This is a genomic window from Synechococcus sp. H70.1 (genome assembly GCF_047502705.1).
Taxonomy (GTDB): Bacteria; Cyanobacteriota; Cyanobacteriia; order Thermostichales; family Thermostichaceae; genus Thermostichus.
In genome coordinates this window covers 1-17,752 of record NZ_JANSIV010000119.1, presented here as the reverse complement: position 1 = coordinate 17,752, position 17,752 = coordinate 1, and the positions used below count along the sequence as shown (strand labels likewise).

At 59.5% G+C, this 17,752-nt stretch carries 18 protein-coding genes; 14 read left to right on the top strand and 4 right to left on the bottom strand.

Annotated elements, in window-relative coordinates; all coding sequences use genetic code 11:
* Positions 1 to 329: 329 nt before the first annotated feature.
* Positions 330 to 1,880 (top strand): glutamine-hydrolyzing GMP synthase, encoded by a 1,551-nt coding sequence (guaA, locus tag NW827_RS08660; protein WP_414360141.1) that lies wholly within the window; start codon positions 330 to 332, stop codon positions 1,878 to 1,880.
* Positions 1,881 to 2,013: 133 nt separating this feature from the next.
* Here the strand turns inward: guaA and NW827_RS08655 are convergent, their stop codons facing one another.
* Entirely contained in the window at positions 2,014 to 2,340 is a 327-nt protein-coding gene (locus NW827_RS08655) for a hypothetical protein (RefSeq protein WP_414360139.1), read from the bottom strand.
* 83 nt (positions 2,341 to 2,423) lie between these two features.
* The gene (locus NW827_RS08650) at positions 2,424 to 3,440 is read right to left on the bottom strand and encodes a CobW family GTP-binding protein (protein ID WP_414503574.1); all 1,017 of its coding nucleotides are present in this window, start codon (positions 3,438 to 3,440) and stop codon (positions 2,424 to 2,426) included.
* Positions 3,441 to 3,567: 127 nt separating this feature from the next.
* On the opposite strand from NW827_RS08650, the gene NW827_RS08645 reads away from it, so the two are divergent.
* The 9 genes from NW827_RS08645 (at position 3,568) to NW827_RS08605 (ending at position 10,667) form a co-directional block, all read left to right on the top strand.
* A complete protein-coding gene (locus NW827_RS08645; RefSeq protein WP_414403867.1) occupies positions 3,568 to 3,972 on the top strand; it encodes a TMEM165/GDT1 family protein in 405 nt (134 codons plus the stop codon).
* Between the two features lie 49 nt (positions 3,973 to 4,021).
* Positions 4,022 to 4,354: a TMEM165/GDT1 family protein gene (locus tag NW827_RS08640; protein ID WP_414360133.1), complete on the top strand. Its 333-nt coding sequence runs from the start codon at positions 4,022 to 4,024 to the stop codon at positions 4,352 to 4,354.
* 123 nt (positions 4,355 to 4,477) lie between these two features.
* Positions 4,478 to 5,236, top strand: coding sequence for a UMP kinase (pyrH, locus tag NW827_RS08635; RefSeq protein WP_414360130.1), 759 nt, complete (start codon positions 4,478 to 4,480; stop codon positions 5,234 to 5,236).
* Positions 5,237 to 5,500: 264 nt separating this feature from the next.
* Positions 5,501 to 6,523 (top strand): endolytic transglycosylase MltG, encoded by a 1,023-nt coding sequence (mltG, locus tag NW827_RS08630; protein WP_414403989.1) that lies wholly within the window; start codon positions 5,501 to 5,503, stop codon positions 6,521 to 6,523.
* 4 nt (positions 6,524 to 6,527) lie between these two features.
* Positions 6,528 to 7,004 carry a YqeG family HAD IIIA-type phosphatase gene (locus tag NW827_RS08625; protein ID WP_414360128.1) on the top strand — a complete coding sequence of 159 codons (477 nt, stop codon included), beginning with the start codon at positions 6,528 to 6,530 and terminating at the stop codon, positions 7,002 to 7,004.
* Positions 7,005 to 7,089: 85 nt separating this feature from the next.
* Entirely contained in the window at positions 7,090 to 7,689 is a 600-nt protein-coding gene (locus tag NW827_RS08620) for a thermonuclease family protein (RefSeq protein ID WP_414360125.1), read from the top strand.
* A gap of 151 nt (positions 7,690 to 7,840) precedes the next feature.
* Positions 7,841 to 8,791, top strand: coding sequence for a LysR substrate-binding domain-containing protein (locus tag NW827_RS08615; RefSeq protein ID WP_414360123.1), 951 nt, complete (start codon positions 7,841 to 7,843; stop codon positions 8,789 to 8,791).
* A gap of 40 nt (positions 8,792 to 8,831) precedes the next feature.
* Positions 8,832 to 9,743: an alpha/beta fold hydrolase gene (locus NW827_RS08610; protein ID WP_414503573.1), complete on the top strand. Its 912-nt coding sequence runs from the start codon at positions 8,832 to 8,834 to the stop codon at positions 9,741 to 9,743.
* Positions 9,744 to 9,869: 126 nt separating this feature from the next.
* The gene (locus NW827_RS08605) at positions 9,870 to 10,667 is read left to right on the top strand and encodes an ABC transporter permease (protein WP_414360118.1); all 798 of its coding nucleotides are present in this window, start codon (positions 9,870 to 9,872) and stop codon (positions 10,665 to 10,667) included.
* A 7-nt stretch (positions 10,668 to 10,674) separates the two neighbouring features.
* Here the strand turns inward: NW827_RS08605 and NW827_RS08600 are convergent, their stop codons facing one another.
* Positions 10,675 to 11,442, bottom strand: coding sequence for an MlaE family lipid ABC transporter permease subunit (locus NW827_RS08600; protein WP_414403864.1), 768 nt, complete (start codon positions 11,440 to 11,442; stop codon positions 10,675 to 10,677).
* 33 nt (positions 11,443 to 11,475) lie between these two features.
* On the bottom strand, positions 11,476 to 11,991 hold the full coding sequence (locus NW827_RS08595; RefSeq protein WP_414403863.1) for a TIGR02652 family protein: 516 nt from the start codon (positions 11,989 to 11,991) through the stop codon (positions 11,476 to 11,478).
* Positions 11,992 to 12,260: 269 nt separating this feature from the next.
* Here NW827_RS08595 and rimP point away from each other — a divergent pair, with 269 nt between their 5' ends.
* From rimP to NW827_RS08575, 4 genes are all read left to right on the top strand, one after another.
* The gene (gene rimP / locus NW827_RS08590; RefSeq protein WP_414360111.1) at positions 12,261 to 12,734 is read left to right on the top strand and encodes a ribosome maturation factor RimP; all 474 of its coding nucleotides are present in this window, start codon (positions 12,261 to 12,263) and stop codon (positions 12,732 to 12,734) included.
* Positions 12,735 to 12,826: 92 nt separating this feature from the next.
* Positions 12,827 to 14,191 carry a transcription termination factor NusA gene (nusA, locus tag NW827_RS08585; protein ID WP_414403862.1) on the top strand — a complete coding sequence of 455 codons (1,365 nt, stop codon included), beginning with the start codon at positions 12,827 to 12,829 and terminating at the stop codon, positions 14,189 to 14,191.
* Positions 14,192 to 14,247: 56 nt separating this feature from the next.
* The gene (locus tag NW827_RS08580; protein ID WP_414360105.1) at positions 14,248 to 14,895 is read left to right on the top strand and encodes a flavin prenyltransferase UbiX; all 648 of its coding nucleotides are present in this window, start codon (positions 14,248 to 14,250) and stop codon (positions 14,893 to 14,895) included.
* A 128-nt stretch (positions 14,896 to 15,023) separates the two neighbouring features.
* On the top strand, positions 15,024 to 16,055 hold the full coding sequence (locus tag NW827_RS08575) for a LysR substrate-binding domain-containing protein (RefSeq protein ID WP_414503572.1): 1,032 nt from the start codon (positions 15,024 to 15,026) through the stop codon (positions 16,053 to 16,055).
* Positions 16,056 to 17,752: the final 1,697 nt, after the last annotated feature.

Here is a 17,752-nt window from a genome sequence, read left to right as displayed (position 1 = left end):
CAAACGACGGCGGCGACGTAGGTAGGTTTGGAAGGATTCGGCAACCATGGACACAATAGGGATGGCGCTAGGGCCCCCTGCCGCTCTACCCACTCCTTTGGAGCCCTATCATCATTCTGCCTACTTCTCTAGGGGGAGAGTTGCCTAGCCGGGGGCCAACTTTTCCAGGGATCCGGGGCGCGGTTTGTTTCCAGAAAGGCCTTCCTGCTACGATGGAAGGATACTTAACGTTTCTTATCCACAGCCAGGTTTTGGCCCTGCTTTCTCTCCGGCCCTGGGTGAGGCTTGGGGGTCTCTTCTGCTTCTCTCCTCCCTTCCGACAGTGCCCGATGATCGTCATTCTTGATTTTGGCTCCCAGTACTCGGAGCTGATTGCCCGCCGTATTCGCGAAACCCACGTCTATTCGGAAATCCTTTCCTATCGCACCACTGCTCAACAACTGCGGCAACTGCGGCCCCAAGGCATTATCCTCTCCGGCGGACCCAACTCGGTCTATGAGCCGGGCGCTCCTACTTGTGACCCTGAGATCTGGAAGTTGGGGATCCCCATCCTGGGCGTGTGCTACGGCATGCAGCTCATGGTGCAACAGTTGGGGGGCAGGGTGGAGCCAGCCCAAAAAGGCGAATATGGCCGTGCTGCCCTCCACATTTTGGATCCCACCAACCTGCTCACCAACTTGCCGGAAAACAGCATTATGTGGATGAGCCATGGGGATGCGGTTACTGAGTTGCCGCCAGGCTTTCACACCCTGGCTGCCACGGACAATACCCCCTTTGCCGCCATTGCCGATCCCGTTCGCCGTCTGTACGGCGTGCAATTTCACCCAGAAGTGGCCCACTCCGAGGGCGGCGCCTTCTTGATCCGCAATTTTGTCTATCACATCTGTGGCTGCGAGCCCACCTGGACCACGGAAGCCTTTTTGGAGCAAGCAATTCGTGAGGTTCGCGCCCAGGTGGGCAACAAAAGGGTGTTGCTGGCCCTTTCTGGGGGGGTGGACAGCTCCACCCTGGCTTTTTTGCTGCACAAGGCCATCGGCGACCAGCTCACCTGCGTGTTTATCGACCAAGGGTTCATGCGCAAGGGCGAGCCGCAGCGGCTGCTGCGTCTTTTCCAGGAACAATTTCACATCCCCGTTCACTACGTAGATGGCCAGGAGCGCTTCCTCCAACAGTTGAAGGGAGTCACCGACCCGGAAGAAAAACGCAAGCGCATTGGGGCAGAGTTCATTCGCGTCTTTGAGGAAGAATCCCAGCGGCTAGGCCCCTTCGAGTACCTAGCCCAGGGCACCCTCTACCCCGATGTCATCGAGTCGGCCAACACCAACGTGGATCCGGTGACGGGAGAGCGCATCGCTGTCAAGATCAAAAGCCACCACAACGTCGGTGGCCTGCCAGAAAATCTGCGCTTTAAGCTGGTAGAACCTTTGCGCAAGCTCTTCAAAGACGAAGTGCGGCAACTGGCCCGCTCCTTGGGTTTGCCGGAAGAAATTGTTGGCCGCCATCCCTTCCCAGGACCGGGATTGGCCATCCGCATTGTAGGGGAGGTTACCAAGGAGCGCTTGGAGATCCTGCGTGAGGCCGACATGATTGTCCGCCAGGAGATCAACCGCTCTGGCTACTACTCCCAGCTCTGGCAGGCCTTTGCTGTGTTGCTGCCGGAGGTGCGCTCAGTGGGGGTAATGGGGGACAAGCGCACCTACGCTTGCCCAGTGGTCGTGCGATTGGTAACCAGCGAAGATGGCATGACAGCGGACTGGGCCAGGGTGCCCTACGACCTCTTGGCCACCATCTCCAACCGCATTGTCAACGAGGTGCCAGGCGTCAACCGTGTGGTTTACGACATCACCTCCAAGCCGCCGGCCACCATTGAGTGGGAGTAAGAGTCTCCTGCCCTGGGGGTGCGGAGCGGGACAAGCCTTGTCCTTGTAGCGTCAGGGCCGGGATCCAGACACCCCCGTGAAGATAGGGTAGGGTGCTCCCTTCGATAGCTGCCAGCTTTGGGGGAGCAGGAGGCTACAGCCTTTTTTCCACAGAAACTTGGGTGTTCAGCAGCACCCGCTCTGGCTCAAGGTAAGTAAATGTTACCAAAACAACTTCGTCGACTGTCCTGATGGCAACTGGGCAGGTGGCTCTTGGCGGTTCCACTCGCTCGTGCCGTACTCCCACAGTGTACTTTCCAATAGGCAGGTCATCAAAGCCGGCATCGGCGTAGATTAACTCGATGGTTTCTTCCGCAATCTGTTTCCCCTCCTGTTCCAAGAAGGCGACAAAAGGGATCCCCTCAATAGAAGCGAGGGCGTTGTTGGCCTGGTTGCGGATCATCACAAAGATGTCGGACATAGGTGGAATGGCCTCTCTCGAGGCCCCCCTTGGGAGGCTGCTCGGGAGCAGGGCCTAACTCTTCCTAGGCTGCCACCCAGCCCTTAGCCCTGGACGGGGGCAGGGACAAGACAGGCTTCCAACTGTTGCCGCAGCTTGACCGTATCGAGGTGCTGGCCGATGAGCACCAACTGGTTTTTGGGCTGGCGAGGCCACTCATCGCTACTGAGGGTGTAGCGTCGACCGCTGAGGTGGAAGATATACCGCTCTGGGCTTTCTTCAAACCACAGGATCCCTTTGGCCCGAAAGACCGCCTCGGGCAACTCATTGAGAAAGTTTTGGAAGGCATCTAGAGAGAAAGGCCGATCACTCTCAAAGGAGAGGGAGTTAAAGCCATCGGCCTCGATGTGGCTGCGGTGCGAGTGGTCATGCTCGTGGCCGTGTTCGGGGTCGTGCTCAGGCTCAGTGCCGTGAGTCTCCTGCTGGGGCAGGGAGCTGGACTGAAACAGATCCGTATCCAGGATGAGCTCTAGGGGAACAACACTGTTGACCGTGCGCAAGATGCGGGCATCTTCCTTGATCTCGCGGATGCGTTTTTCCAAGCGCTCGACCTCTGCCGGCTCGACCAGGTCGATTTTGTTGAGGAGGATGACGTCTCCATAGGCAATTTGGCTGTAGGCGACGTCGCTGTCAAATAGGTCAGGGGCGAAGTTACTGGCATCCACAAGGGTGATGATCGAGTCCAGTCGTGTTAGATCCCGCAGTTCTGGCCCCAAAAAGGTGAGGGCAACCGGCAAGGGATCCGCCAGCCCTGTGGTCTCCACCACCAGGTAGTCGATTTTGTCGGAGCGCTCCATCAGGCGCAGCACGCTCTCGACAATGTCATCGCGGATGGTGCAGCAGATGCAGCCGTTGTTGAGCTCTACAAGGTCTTCTTCGCTGGAGACAATCAGCTCGCCGTCGATGCCAATCTCGCCAAATTCGTTGACCAGTACCGCCGTGCGCATCCCCTTTTGATTCCTGAGGATGTGGTTTAAGAGGGTGGTTTTCCCACTCCCCAGGAAGCCGGTGATGATGGTGACGGGTAAGCCTCGCTGAGGTACTTCAAGGGTGGTGGTCATAGCGCGCCGGTAAAGTGGATCCCCTTTTTCTATCTTACTCTCCGCGGGGCTGCCAGGAAGCTAAGCGGCTAGGCGATGCGGTAAGCTGGCGCTAAGCTAAGTGAGGGCGGTTGCGGAGGCGGAGGCTATGGCTTTACTGCGCTTTTGGCTGGAGCAGTTGGGGCTAAGTACCTTGGGGTTAGCCCTACCGCCGCCTCTTGTAAGCTTTGCTCCTGAGAGCAACTTGGCGGAGGGATCGCCGCTGCAACTGTGGCTGGTAACCTTTTTAACCGTTTTTGTGGCGGAAATGGGCGACAAGACTCAGTTGGCAACCTTGCTTCTAAGCGCCCAATCCCAGTCTCCCTGGGCAATTTTCTTGGGCTCGGCCAGTGCCCTGGTTACCGCCAGTTTGCTCAGCGTATTGTTGGGGGGGTGGCTGGGTCAGGTGATCCCGGCAGCCTGGATAGAATGGTTGGCGGGTGTGGGTTTTCTGATGATTGGAGTCTACGTGCTGTGGCGAGAATGGCAGGGTGCTCACCTTCGCCAGGGCTAGCTTTTCTAGACAACCACCCCCAAGTTCGGAGGATCAGCCAAGGAACGTGGTGAACCAAGAAAACAGTAGCCAGGCCTCCTCTTTTTCCCTCAGGCAAATAGCCAGTCGGGCTGCTCTGGTCAGCTTTGGCTCAATCCTGCTGGCCGAAATGGGCGACAAAACCCAATTGGCTACCCTGCTCCTCAGTGCCCGCTCGCAAGACCTAACGGTGATCTTTTGTGGGGCTGCCGCTGCCCTCATTAGCACCAGCTTTATCGGGGTTTGGGCAGGGGCCTGGGTGGCGCGGCTTATCCCCCCGCGTTGGATGAAAACCTTGGCCGGCGTGGGGTTTGTGCTGATTGGCCTAGGCTTGCTGGGAGAATCCCTAGCTGCCGGCAGCTAAGAGGCTTGGAACGGCCCTACCCTAGGAGCGCTCTGCCCTCTGGGTGGCAGCCTGGACGCTGCCCAGGGAGCTAGCCGCGCAAACCTGCTATTGTATTGCAGGGGTGGGCTGGAGCGGACGAGTATGAAATACCGACGGATTCTCCTGAAGCTAAGTGGCGAAGCCCTGATGGGGGAGCGTTCCTATGGGATCGACCCCAAAGTTTTGAACTTCATTGCCAACGAGGTAGCCGCGGTAGTGCAAGCCGGGGTCCAGGTGGCCATCGTGGTGGGAGGGGGCAACATCTGGCGCGGGCGCCAAGAGGCGGCTGCCCAGGGAATGGATCAAGCCTCTGCGGACTACGTGGGCATGTTGGCCACTGTCATCAACGCCCTGGCCTTGCAGGATGCCATCGAGCGGGCCGGGATCCCGACGCGAGTGCAGACGGCCATTGCCATGCAGGAGGTGGCCGAGCCTTACATTCGTCGCCGTGCTATTCGTCACCTGGAAAAAGGGCGAGTGGTGATTTTCGGGGCAGGCTCCGGCAACCCCTTTTTTACCACTGACACCACGGCCGCCTTGCGGGCAGCCGAGATCGAGGCAGAAGTCATTTTCAAAGCTACCAAGGTGGACGGGGTTTACGATGCAGATCCCAAAACTCACCCTCAGGCTCGCCGCTACGATGTCCTTAGCTACCAAGAGGTGTTGACCCGCGATCTGCGGGTGATGGATAGTACTGCCATTGCCCTCTGCAAGGAAAATCAACTCCCTATCGTTGTCTTTGACCTGACCACTCCTGGCAACATTTACCGTGCAGTGCAGGGGGAGCCCATTGGCACCTGGATTGGCCAAAGGGGTTCTGGAAGCAACGGCATCCCTGTTTGCCAGCAGGAGAAGTCATGAGCAAAAGGGGCAAGAGTCCCAGCGCTTCGCGCTGCTGGTGCAGGCGGAGCAGATAGCACGTACGATGGTTTTGCTGCCAACAACCGGAGAACGGGGTACTCTTCCCACCTCTCAGGGCAGGGAGGATGTCAACCCAACGCTCATGCCAGCGCCTAGAGTTTACGCCATTGGAAGATGACAGATTGGCTTCACCGGGATCCCCTCTCTGCTAGGCAAAGCGCTAGGGCACCCCGAGTGGCTGGGCAGCGCCTTTGCCAGAGCTTGATGGTTCTGCTAGTGCTGGCAGCGGGATTGGGCTACTGGCGATGGCAGACCTGGCTCCAGCCAGTAGGGGGTTTAGAGCCAATCCAAGTGACGATTCAGCCGGGCAGCAGTAGCCGCCAGATTGGGAGACAACTCCAGCAGGCGGGAGTGATCCGCTCGGCTCTAGCCTGGGAGCTGTGGAGCCGCACCTTTGGGCGCAACTGGGTGTTTCAGGCAGGCACCTACGCTCTGGATCCCAACCAAGACATGCTGGCAGTGGCTCAGCAACTGCGGCAGGGCCGCATTCTGCAGCGGCGGCTCACCATCCCGGAGGGCTGGCGGATTCAACAAATTGCAGAGGCTTTGGCGGAGCGCAACTGGGTGTCAGCTGAGGTTTTCATTGCTACGGCTCGCGTGATCCCTCCCCTGGATTGGCTGCCTCCCAACCTCAGCTCCCTAGAAGGCTACCTCTTCCCCGACACCTATTTCTTCCCCGCTGAGCAGCTGGAGGGATCCCTGCCGGATCGCCAGAAGGCTGAGCTAGTCATCAACGCGATGCTGCAGCGCTTTGCCACGGTGGCCCTGCCCCTGTTTCGGCAGCACGTCACCCCTCTCTCGTTGCACGAATGGGTCACCCTGGCCAGCATTGTGGAGCGGGAGGCTGTAGTGCCAGAAGAGCGCGCCCTAATTGCAGGCGTCTTTTTGAACCGCCTCAAAGCGGGAATGCCCCTGGCTGCCGACCCAACCGTAGAATATGCCCTCAACATCCGGCAAACGCCGACGCGCCGTCTTACCCTCGCCGAGGTGCGCACCCCCTCCCCCTACAACACCTACCTTAACCGCGGCCTGCCTCCCGGCCCCATTGCCAACCCTGGGCTGGCCAGCCTGAAGGCGGTTTTGGAGCCTGAGGAGACTGACTACCTCTATTTTGTGGCCCGCTACGATGGCACCCACGTTTTCAGCAAAACCCTAGCGGAGCACGAGGCGGCCCAACGGCAAATTCTTAGCCAGCTCTCCCAGCCCCCCTCGCCAACAAGTCCCTAGAAAGATGGTCCGCAAGCCTTGGTTTAAGCTGCTGCAGCCGGATGTGGTTGTGAAGGGCACTGTCCTGCAGCTGCGGGCGGAAGAGCTGCGGGCTTGGCAGGTGAGGGGCATTATCTTTGATGTGGACGACACGCTGGTGCCGATCCGTCAGACTGAGGTGGATCCAGCAGTAGCTGCTTGGCTAGAGCAGTTGCGCCCCCACTTTCAAATTTGGCTGGTGAGCAACAACCTCAACGGCAACCGGATTCGGCAAATTGGCGAGAGCTTAAACCTCCCTTTCATTCACAGGGCGGGCAAACCCTCACGGCGCGCCCTGCGGCGAGCTGTGGCGCAAATGGGCTTGCCGGTGGAGGCGGTAGCCATAGTGGGCGATCGCCTCTGGACGGATATTCTGGCAGGCAACCGGCTGGGCTTGGTGACCGTGCTGGTCAATGCCCTCTGGCCTGGCCCAGGGGAACGGCAGCAAATCCTGCCAAGCTGACCCCTTGGCCCCTGTTTTTTGTAAAGTAACGAGGTGAGCCACCCCTGGCTGGCGGTGAAGAGCAGTGTGAAAGGCAAAGCCGACCATGCGATCCCTTTCTCTCGTCAAATCTGCCCTGCAACGGGTAAAGTCAGTTCCTCACCGCTCCAAGTCCCAGGGACGGCGTTGGCTGAGCAGCCTGCTGGCTGTGCCCTTGCTGGTTGTGGCCTGTCCTGGCTGGGCCTTGACCCTGGTGGCCCGCCCTGATCTGCGCAGCCTCAAACGGGCAGAAGTCCTTCGGATAGTGAACTCCAACACCCTGGCTGTGCAAATCGAAGGGGACTTGCAGGTGCGGCTAGTGCAGCTGATTGGGGTTGATCCCTTGCCGGCGGGGATCAACCCCACTTGGACGAAGCTGCGGGGGCAAACCCCTTTGCCAATCGACAACGCCGGCCAATACCTGCAGACAACCTTGCTGGAGCGCGAGGTGTTCTTGGAGTTGGATCCAACCCTGGCTCCTGGGCCGACCCTGCCTGCCTACGTCTGGCGGGCCCATACCCTCATCAACCAGGAGATGCTGTTTTTGGGGCATGGCCTGCTAGCACAGCAAACGGATGGCCTCAAGTACGGACCTATTCTCAGGGAAGCCGCCAATGCCGCAAAGCAACAAGGTCGCGGCTATTGGGCGCCCTATGGCCCCCGCTAGGAGTTTCTTTGCCGAACAGAGGGCGGCTATTTACCTGCCCTAGCCACTGATTACTCTGGCTTATGGGTCGCACTATAGTGGGATCTCGAGGGGGCTCTTGGCGCCGACAGCCAGGTCCTTAGAGGATCCACGCCGGCATTTGGAGTTCTCTATGGCCGATGGATTGCCGTTTACCCTAGATCAGCTTCTCATTCTCCAGGCCATCGCCCAGGAGGGAAGTTTTCGCCGGGCGGCTGACAGTCTGTTTATCTCCCAGCCAGCGGTTAGCTTACAAGTGCAGAACCTAGAGCGCCAGCTGGGGGTAATGCTGTTTGACCGGGGCGGGCGTAGGGTGGAGCTGACGGATGCGGGACAAGTGTTGCTGCAGTACAGCGAGCGCATCCTCAAGCTTTGCCGGGAGGCCGTTCAGGCGCTGGCAGAGGTGCGGGAGATGGGAAGGGGGCGCTTGGTGTTGGGGGCTAGCCAAACGGTAGGCACCTATGTGATGCCTTTTTTGATTGCCCAGTACCACCGCTGCTACCCCGGCATAGCTGTGCAACTTTTGGTGCAATCCACTCGGCGAATTGCTCAAAAGCTGGTCGATGGGCGCTTGGATCTGGCCGTGGTTGGGGGGGAAATCCCGTTTGAGTTGCAGCAGCATTTGAAGGTAATCGCGGTGGCGGAAGATGAATACGTGTTGGTTGGTGCCCCCGGCTGCACCCCTGCCGCTGCTGCCCTAACAGAGCTGGTGACGCTGCCTTTTATTACCCTGGATCCCCAGTCCTCCACGCGGCAGACTATCGACCGAGCCCTCAGTCGCCACGGCATTAACCCTGCCCAGTTGCAGGTGCGCCTAGAGCTCAGTTCAATTGAGGCCATTAAAAATGCCATCCAGGCAGGCTTAGGGGTGGCCTTTCTGTCAATGGTGGCCGTGGGATCTGACCTGGAGCAGGGGCGGCTGCGCAAGCTAGAGGTGGAAGGGCTGCAGATACGGCGCACCCTTTGGCTAGCCTACAACCCTGAGCGCTACCAGTCGCAAGCAGCCACCCGCTTCCGCGAGGGTTTGCTGGGCTACCAGGACTGGCTAAAAACGCCTCCGCGCTACCTGCAGTTGCTGGCTTGAGGTGTAGCGTTTTCCAAGCGGCTCAGGGGGATCGAAGCGGATGAAAGAGCAGGAGCTGTTAGAACGACTGCCCTTGGCGCGGCGTTTGGCGGAGTTAAGGGCCTGCATTCAAGAAATACCGCTGCAGAGGGTGAAGTTGGAGGGACTCAAGATTGCGGGAGCAGAGTCCTGCTGGGCTGCCTATCGGGAGTGGGGAGAAGGGGAACCCCCCCTGCTGTTTTTACATGGCTTCATGGCCACCCACGCCAACTGGTGGCCGCTGATGCAGGGACTGGGCGACCAGTACCACTGCCTTGCCCTGGATTTACTGGGGTTTGGACAGTCCAGCCAACCAGCCCTGCGCTGCGATATTGCCACCGAAGTGGAGTTTGTGCGGGGGTTTGTCCAGGCGCTGGGTTTGCCCAAGCCCGTATTGGTGGGTCATTCTTTTGGGGGGTGGGTGGCGGCGGCCTATGCCATCCGCTACCCGCTGCGGGGGTTGGTCTTGCTGGCGCCTGCCGGGATCCGCGACGACAGCTTTGTCAAACGCTACCGCCACCTACGACTTTTGCTGCGGGAAGGCGCCTGGGTTGATAGGCTGCTGCGGGCTGCCATCCCCTTGGCTCACTGGGGACGCTGGGAAGAGAGGCTGGCTTGGCTGCTGTGGCTGCGGGGATCCCTGCGCCAACAGCCGGTGGCCCGCCAATTTCTCCGCCAGCGGCTGCGCCCCCAAGCGGCTCTCGATACGGTCGAGCGTCAGCTGCAGGCCATTCAGGTTCCCACCCTGGTGGTGGCCGCCGAGCGGGACGAGACCATTCCCCTTTGGCACTGCCAGACCTATGCCGCGGGGATCCCTGGCGCCCAGCTCCGGATCCTGCCAGGGGCCAGCCACGCTATTCCTGCTCTCCATGCCGAGCAAGTTCTGCCTTTGCTGCGAGAGTTTCTGGAGGGCCTAAGCAGATCTCAGGAGTAGGCCCCGCCTCCCCTCCGGCTTCCCCCAACGGACAGCTCTAGGCAGGGCACGGTCTGCCGCAGGGGAGATGCCTGTAGACTTAAGGGGTAGATGAACGGGCCTAAAGGCTGCAGGGAGAGCGGATTGGTGAAGAGACGCATCTGGCTGCAGGGTGTGAGCTATGCTACCTACGGCTTTCTCTACCTGCCGATTTTGCTCATTGCCATCTATTCCTTTAACCGCGCCCGCTTTGGCCTGGTGTGGACGGGCTTTACCTTCGATTGGTACCTGGCTCTCTTTCGCAATGCTGCCATCTGGCAGGCAATGCAAAATACCGTTGTCTTGGCGGGGGTCAGCACCCTAGTTAGCACCCTACTGGGATCCCTGTTGGGCTACGGCCTCTACCGCTATCATTTCCCCGCCAAAACGATGGTGCAAGGGCTGCTGCTGTTGCCGGTAGCCATCCCCGATATTGTGATGGCCGTTGGGCTGCTGCTGTTTTACCAGCTAGTGCGCGCCTACACTGGCTGGTTTGAGCTGGGCCTGGGAACGATGATCGTGGCTCACATTACGTTTCAGATTGCCTTTGTGGCCATTGTGGTGCGCAGCCGCCTCCAGCTTCTGGATCCCGCCTTGGAAGAAGCTGCCTACGACCTCTACGCCAACACCTGGCAAAAGCTGCGCCACGTTACCCTGCCGTTGGCCATGCCAGGGATCCTAGCTGCCGCTTTACTGAGCTTTACCCTTTCGATAGATGACTTTGTTATCTCCTTTTTCACCAGTGGCCCCGAAAGCCAGACCCTGCCCATTTTGATCTACAGCATGGCGCGGCGGGGGGTAACGCCCGAGATCAACGCCCTCTCCACCGTCATCATCTTGGTAACCTTAGTTGCGGTGATAGGATTTCCCCTACTCAACCGCTCGCGCCAGCAGCGAGGCCGCTAAAGAGGGGCTACAGCACGCGGCCAAGAGCGCTGCCTGGCCCCTGAAAGGCCAGCCAAGAGATAAGGAAGTTGGTTACAAACACTCCCAGCAACGCCGTCACTACTGCATCGGTGGTGGAGCGCCCCACCCCCTTGGCCCCCCCGCTCGTGGAAAGGCCCCAGCTGGAGCCGACGATGGCAATGAGAGCGCCGAACACCATCGCCTTCAAGCAGCAGACAATTAAATCCCAAGCAGTGAGGAGGGTCTGGGCCGAGGTCAGGAAGACGGAAGAAGAAATGTTGTAAACCGAAGCGCAGATGACCATTCCCCCAAGCAGCCCCGTCAGGAGGGAGAGGATGGCGAGCACCGGCAGCATCAGCCCCGCTGCCAACACCCGTGGGATCACCAAGTAGTCCACCGGATCAGTGCGCAACAGGTAAAGGGCGTCGATCTGTTCAGTTACCTTCATCGTGCCCAGCTCAGCAGCAAAGGCAGACCCCACTCGTCCGGCTAGAATTACCGCCGTTACCACTGGCGTCAGCTCGCGGGCAAGGGCAATGGCCAAAACCCCCCCCACTAGAGAAGAGGCCCCAAAGTTGAGGAATTCTCGAGCTACCTGGATGGTGAAAACGCCGCTAATCACCACCGCCGTAATCAGGACAATTAGCAGCGACTCCAACCCCACCGCTGCCAGTTGCTCTAGAGTGTTGCGGCGATGGATACGGCCCTGTAGGAGGTGCAGGGTCACCTGACCAGCCAGAAGAAAACTGCTGCCGAGCCGCTGGAACCAATCCATTCTGCCTGGGAGGGGGAAATGCCTTGCTTCAGCTTAGTCACAGAGCTGCAGCTGGGACTGCAGCTGCCGCACAGCAGGATCTGGCTCACAGACTAGCTCAAAGTTAATCACTCGCCAGCGCTGCGGGGAGCCGCCTGCCCCTTCGGGGAGCTGGGAGCTAAAGCTGACCGGCAAGCCGTAGAGGCGAGGGGGGCCGGGGCGACGCTGGGATCCCTGCTCCAGGTAGGGGGTGAGGAGGGGACGGTAGCGCTCGGCTACAATGACCTGGGTGGCCCGCATTCCCTGCATGCGCAGGCGATCCAGCTCCTCGTGGATCTCAAAGCGAATCCCATCGGCGTGGGTGTGTTGACGATACCAGCGGCCTTCCCAGAGGCGCCAACGCCGCCCTGACTGGAGGTGGATCAGCTCCTCCTGCTCAGGGTCTGCCTCAAAAGCGCCGTGGCGATGGCAGAGGTAGGTATCGGTCAGGGTGAGGGCCGCAATCGTCTGCCGACAGTGGGGGCACTGGATGCTAGGGCCAAAGATGGGATAGGAAAAGGCAACTGTCATGAGAAATTCCCCCCGTGGAGGGTTGGGCACATACGGGGCTGTCCACATTATAGAGATCTGGCCTCGGGGATCCCAATGGCAGAATTGGATGAGATCGCCTAGAATGGTCCTGGGGAAAAAGCCTGCCGAGCTGGCGTTTCCCGGGAAAGCTCCGTGAGAGAAGCGGGGAGTGGGTTGTGCCCACTTTTTTGCTTTTTCTAGGGAAGATTCTCCCTACCAGCTCCAAGAGGCTGGCCTCTGGCTGTTTACTGAGTTAGCGAAAGTTGGCTATGGTTCATCCTCTGATTCCACAGTTGGAGAGCTTGGCCCGTCCTCTGGCCGCGCGACTGGGGTACCAACTGGTGCAGCTGGTTTTTCAAACAAACCAGTATCCGCCAGTTCTGCGGGTAGATATCCGCCCCTTGAACCCAGAGCAGGAAACCAGCCATGCCGATTGCGAAGTCATGAGCCAAGCCCTGGAAGTGGAGCTGGATCGGGTGGATCTCATCCCTGGGCACTACATCCTGGAGGTCTCCAGCCCGGGTATCAGCAACCTCCTGCTCAGTGACCGCGACTTTACAGTTTTTAAAGGGTTTGCGGTGGAGGTGACAGTAGATCCCCCCTACAAGGGCAAAACCCTCTGGGCAGGGCAGCTGGTGGGTCGGGATGAGGAGAAGGTTATCCTCTCCCTCAAAGGGCGACGCGTCCAGTTGCCCCGCGCCTTGGTGCAGCGGGTTGTCCTTTCTGAGGCGGAAACCGAGTGAGGTCGTAGAGCTGTCGGCTGGACCCTTGCTTTTCCCCTGCAAATGGCGGAGCAACAGCCAGAGTCAGTTGGATTCTTTCAGGAGGACAGTCTATGGCAATGGTGCCTCTGCCAGGTTTGGCAGAAATGGTGGAGATGATCTCGCGGGAGCGCAACTTGCCCCGCCACGTGGTTACTGAAGCCCTGCGAGAGGCGCTGCTCAAGGGCTACGAACGCTACCGCAAGACCATTCAGCGGGACGTCGTTTTCCCAGAAGACCACTTCCGCAACTTCGAGGTGGAGCTGGATGTGGAAGCAGGGGGCTTCCGCATTTTGGCCACCAAAACTATCGTCGAGCAGGTACGGGACCCGGATCACGAGATCTCGCTGTACGAGGTCCGGCAGGATTACCCAGAAGCCGAAGTTGGCTGGGAAGTCACCAACGACGTCACCCCCCAACAGGCGGAGTTTGGCCGCATGGCAGCTATCCAAACCAAGCAGGTGCTGGCCCAGAGGTTGCGCGACCAGCAGCGCCGCCATATCCAGGAGGAGTTTCGCGACCTGGAAAAAACGGTGTTGCAGGCGCGGGTGCTGCGCACAGAAGGGCAGACGGTGATCATGGCAGTATCTAGCGGTTTTGGGCGGCCCGAGGTGGAAGCCGAGCTACCCAAGAAGGAGCAGCTGGCCAGTGACCGCTACGTCCCTAACGCCGTGATGAAGGTCTATCTCAAAAAGGTCTATGAGGGATCCCGAAGGGGGCCCCAGCTTTTGGTTTCCCGGGCTGATGCTGGCCTAGTGGTCAACCTATTCGCCAATGAGGTGCCAGAGATTGAAGAGGACATCGTGCGCATCGTGGCAGTGGCCCGAGAGGCCAACCCCCCTTCCCGCAACGTGGGGCCGCGCACCAAGATTGCCGTCGATACCCTAGAGCGAGATGTGGATCCGGTGGGGGCCTGCATTGGCGCAAAGGGATCCCGCATCCAGGCGGTGGTGGCGGAGCTGCGCAACGAGAAAATTGACGTTATCCGCTGGTCGCCGGATCCAGCTACCTACATTGCCAACGCCCTCAGTCCGGCCAAGGTGGTGGAAGTACGCTTGGTGGATCCGGAGATCCAACAGGCCCACGTGCTGGTAACCAGTGACCAGCTTAGCCTAGCCATTGGCAAAGAGGGGCAAAATGTCCGTCTGGCTGCCCGCCTCACTGGCTGGAAAATTGACATCAAAGAAGTGGAGAGCTACCGAGCGGCTCTGGAAGAGGCGCAGGCCCAAGGACTGCCCTATCCCTTCATCACGCCAGCTGCTTTGGAACGCTTCCGACGGCGGGAAAAGCAGGCTGCTCTGGAAGTGGAAGAGGAGTACCCTGAGAAGCTCCCCCTGGCGGAGCTGGAAGAGGACGAGAGACTGGAGGACGAGTGGGTTGAGGAAGATGAGGACTTCGACTATGATGCCGAGTTTGACATTGCCCAGCCCAAGGCTTAGAACAGGGGATCTGGGCAGTCGATAAACTTAAGCAGAAGGCTTTCCTGACCTAACCCTTGAACTCCTCCCAACCGATCATCCTGGGTATATCGGGCGCCTCGGGGATGCTCTACGCCGTGCGCGCCCTACACGTTCTGCTGAGCCTGGATTACCGCGTCGAAGTCGTGGTCTCCAGGGCCGCCTACCAGGTGTGGCAAGGAGAGCAGGGAGTGCCCCTACCGGCGGATCCCCAGCAGCAGGCCCAATTTTGGCGACAGCAGGCTGAAAGCGAGGGCGGCTCCCTGGTCTGTTACCGCTGGCAAGATTTAGGGGCAGCCATTGCCAGCGGCTCCTACCGCACCCAGGGGATGTTGGTGATCCCTTGCAGCATGGGCACGGTGGCCAAGCTAGCTGCCGGCTTGAGTTCGGATCTGCTGGAGCGGGCTGCCGATGTGCAGCTCAAGGAAGGTCGCCGCCTGGTCATCGTGCCGCGGGAAACCCCCTTTAGCCTAATTCACCTGCGCAACCTGACCACCCTGGCAGAGGCGGGGGCACGCATTGTTCCAGCCATTCCGGCCTGGTACCACCAGCCACGCACCATCCTAGATTTGGTGGACTTTGTCGTGGTAAAGGCGTTAGATCAGTTTGGCATCGACAGCAACCTCATCCAGCGCTGGCAAGGGATGCGTCAGCGCCAGATCCTCAAGTTCCCCTCTGAGGAGTGACCCTTGGCCAATCCTTGATGGTCTTCTTCTTCCCTCCAGAGAGGAGTGGGCTAGCCCCTTTGGATTGAGGGCTCATAGATCCTGGTTTATGATTCAAGAGCAAGTCATTGTACTCTCTTAATCCTCCCATGAAGAGTATCACGCTACACCAGCTGCAAATCTTCGAGGTTGCTGCCCGTCACCTAAGCTTTACCCGCGCTGCCGAGGAGTTGTACCTGACCCAGCCCACGATTTCAATGCAGATCAAGCAGCTCAGTAAAGTCGTGGGGCTGCCTCTGTTTGAGCAGGTAGGCAAGCGGCTCTATCTTACAGAGGCCGGCCGGGCTCTGTACCAGACTTGCCAGAAAATCTTTGAGCAGTTGAATCAATTGGAAATGACCCTCGCCGACCTGAAGGGATTAAAACAGGGACGGCTGAGCATTGGGGTTGTCACCACTGCCAAGTACTTTATTCCTCGCCTGCTGGGGGCGTTTTGTCAGCAGTATCCCGGTATCGATGTATCCCTAAAGGTGCTGAACCGGCAGCAAGTTCTGGAGCGGCTAAGTAGCAACATGGACGATCTCTATGTGATGGGGATGCCGCCGGAGGATCTGGATGTGGTAGCCCAGCCTTTTCTGGAAAATCCCTTGGTGGTGATAGCCCCCATTCACCACCCCTTGGTGGGCCAGAAGCGGATCCCTTTGGCCCGCATTGCCCAAGAGCCCTTCTTGGTCCGCGAGCCGGGTTCCGGCACCCGCATGGCGGTGGAGCGGCTCTTTGGCAAGCACCACCTAAAGCTCAACATTCGCATGGAAATAGGCAGCAGCGAAGCCATTCGCCAAGGTGTTATCGGCGGGTTAGGGATTTCGGTTTTGTCCCAGCACGTGTTGGCTCTAGGGGGATGGCAACAGCATTTGGCCATTTTGGATGTGGAGGAGTTTCCCATCCAGGGGTTTTGGTATTTGGTCTATTTGCGCTCCAAGCACCTTTCGTTGGTGGCTAAGACTTTTGCTGATTTCCTGCTGGCTCAGGTTCCTCGAATGGAGATGGATTTTCTGGCAAAAAAACAGCACAGATCCCCTTTAGATCCCAATCCAAATCATCTGCTTTCTGGCAGAGGGGATGAAAAGCATTCACCAGCTCCTGTTGCAATCCCTGGAGGTTCTGAAAATCATGGGTAAAAAAGATCCGTAAAAACGCCAAGTAGGCGCGTGCCCAGTTGTCCTGGGGATCCAACTCGACAATCTGTTCAAAGTGCCGCTGGGCTGCTTGTGGCCGCAATAGGGCCACCTCCAGCAGCGCCAGCTCGTAGTAGCTTTGTATCTCTTGCTCCCTCTGCCCCGCTGCCCCCCTTCGCTCCCCTTCCAGGAGTTGGCGGATCACGACCCGATCCGGATCGGTGAGGAAAGTCTGGTACTGCAACGTCGTCCAGGCGTTGAGGTAAAGGGACAGGGCTTCTAGATCTCCCCGTGCAGCCGCTTGGGCTGCCTGCCGCAGAGGAAAGAGGGGATCTCCTAGACTGACAGGGGATCCTCCTTCCCCGCCGTGGGATCCCTTCCAGGGCTGACTGAAAGACCGGCGCCCTCCCTGGGGGGGTTGCCACTCCAGGTGGAGGATCCCTTCTTTTGCAGCCAGCTCTGGCCAGGCCAAGATTTCCTCCACCTGCCAACTGTCGGGGGTGTGGGGCTGCAGGCGGTTTTGCCCCACCACCCAAGCCCGCTTGGCCAAGACCTGCCCCTGGGGACCTTCCAGGCGCGCCCAGACTAGCGTTTGGGCTAAGTCTTGGGCCGGGCCCTGCCAGCGCAGGCGCCAGGCCGGGATCCCTTCCTCTGGGAAGACCTTGAGCTGCAGCAGCTCCACTTCCTCTACTGGAGCAGGCACCTCTTGCAGCACAACCCTGGGCTGGGTGGGGAAGTAGGTGTACAGCCGGCCCACCGCTTGTAGATCAAAATGCTCTTGCTGCCAGTCCGGACTCTTGTCTAGGAGTTGCCGAATTTGCTCCTTAGCTGGACCGTAGGGGCCGACAATTCCCTGCTCCCCTGCCGCATCCACAAACCCATCCAAGAGCACCAGCTCCAGCTCCGGCCAGGGAGTCTGGCCAGCCCCCCGGAAGGTAATGGGCCAGCGCTGCAGAGCCGCCAGGTAGCTGAGCGTCTCGGACGAAATCAGCTCAGTGTTGGGAAGAACGCCTAGGGTGGTGGCCAAACCTGGCTGCACCAGGGATCCAATCCACCGCGTCAGCTCCTGCTGGAGGTGCTGCCCCTGCCAGTGCATTTGGATCCCCTTCCAGAGAGGGGCCACGCCAGGGGTGAGGGGCTGCCCCAGGTTGAGCAGGGCCAGGGATCCCAAGGCTAGGCTCAGGCCAACTCCCTGCCCCAGTGCCCTTTGCCCCCAGCGCGCCCCCAGCCACCGCCAGACTTTGTCCAGCCCACCCGCTGATAGGATGGCCAGCAGGGGCAACAGCGGCAGCGTAAAGCGCACATCCTTAATGGCTACCAGGGTGTAGAGCAAGTAGCCCGAGCCGTAGAGGCCCCACAGGAGAGTCTCCCGCCGGCTTGGGGATCCCCAGAGCGAAAGCAGCGGCAAGGGGCACAAAAAAGGGCTCATCTGCAGGGGCAAAACGCGCAAGTAGGCTGTCCACCAGCAGAGGGATCCCGCTGGGCAGGTGACGTAGTAATGGGCAGTCTCGGCATAGGCCCAGCCGTTGCTGAAGACAAACAGCCAATTGGCTCCATACCAGGGCCAGCACAAGAGCAGCGTCACCCCCATCCCCAGCGCCAGGTGGGCCAGCCGCACCGGCCAAGGGAGCTTCACCCCCAGGGGCACAGCCAGCAGTGGCGGCAGCAAAAACAGCACCCCTGTCCACTTGGCCAGCAAC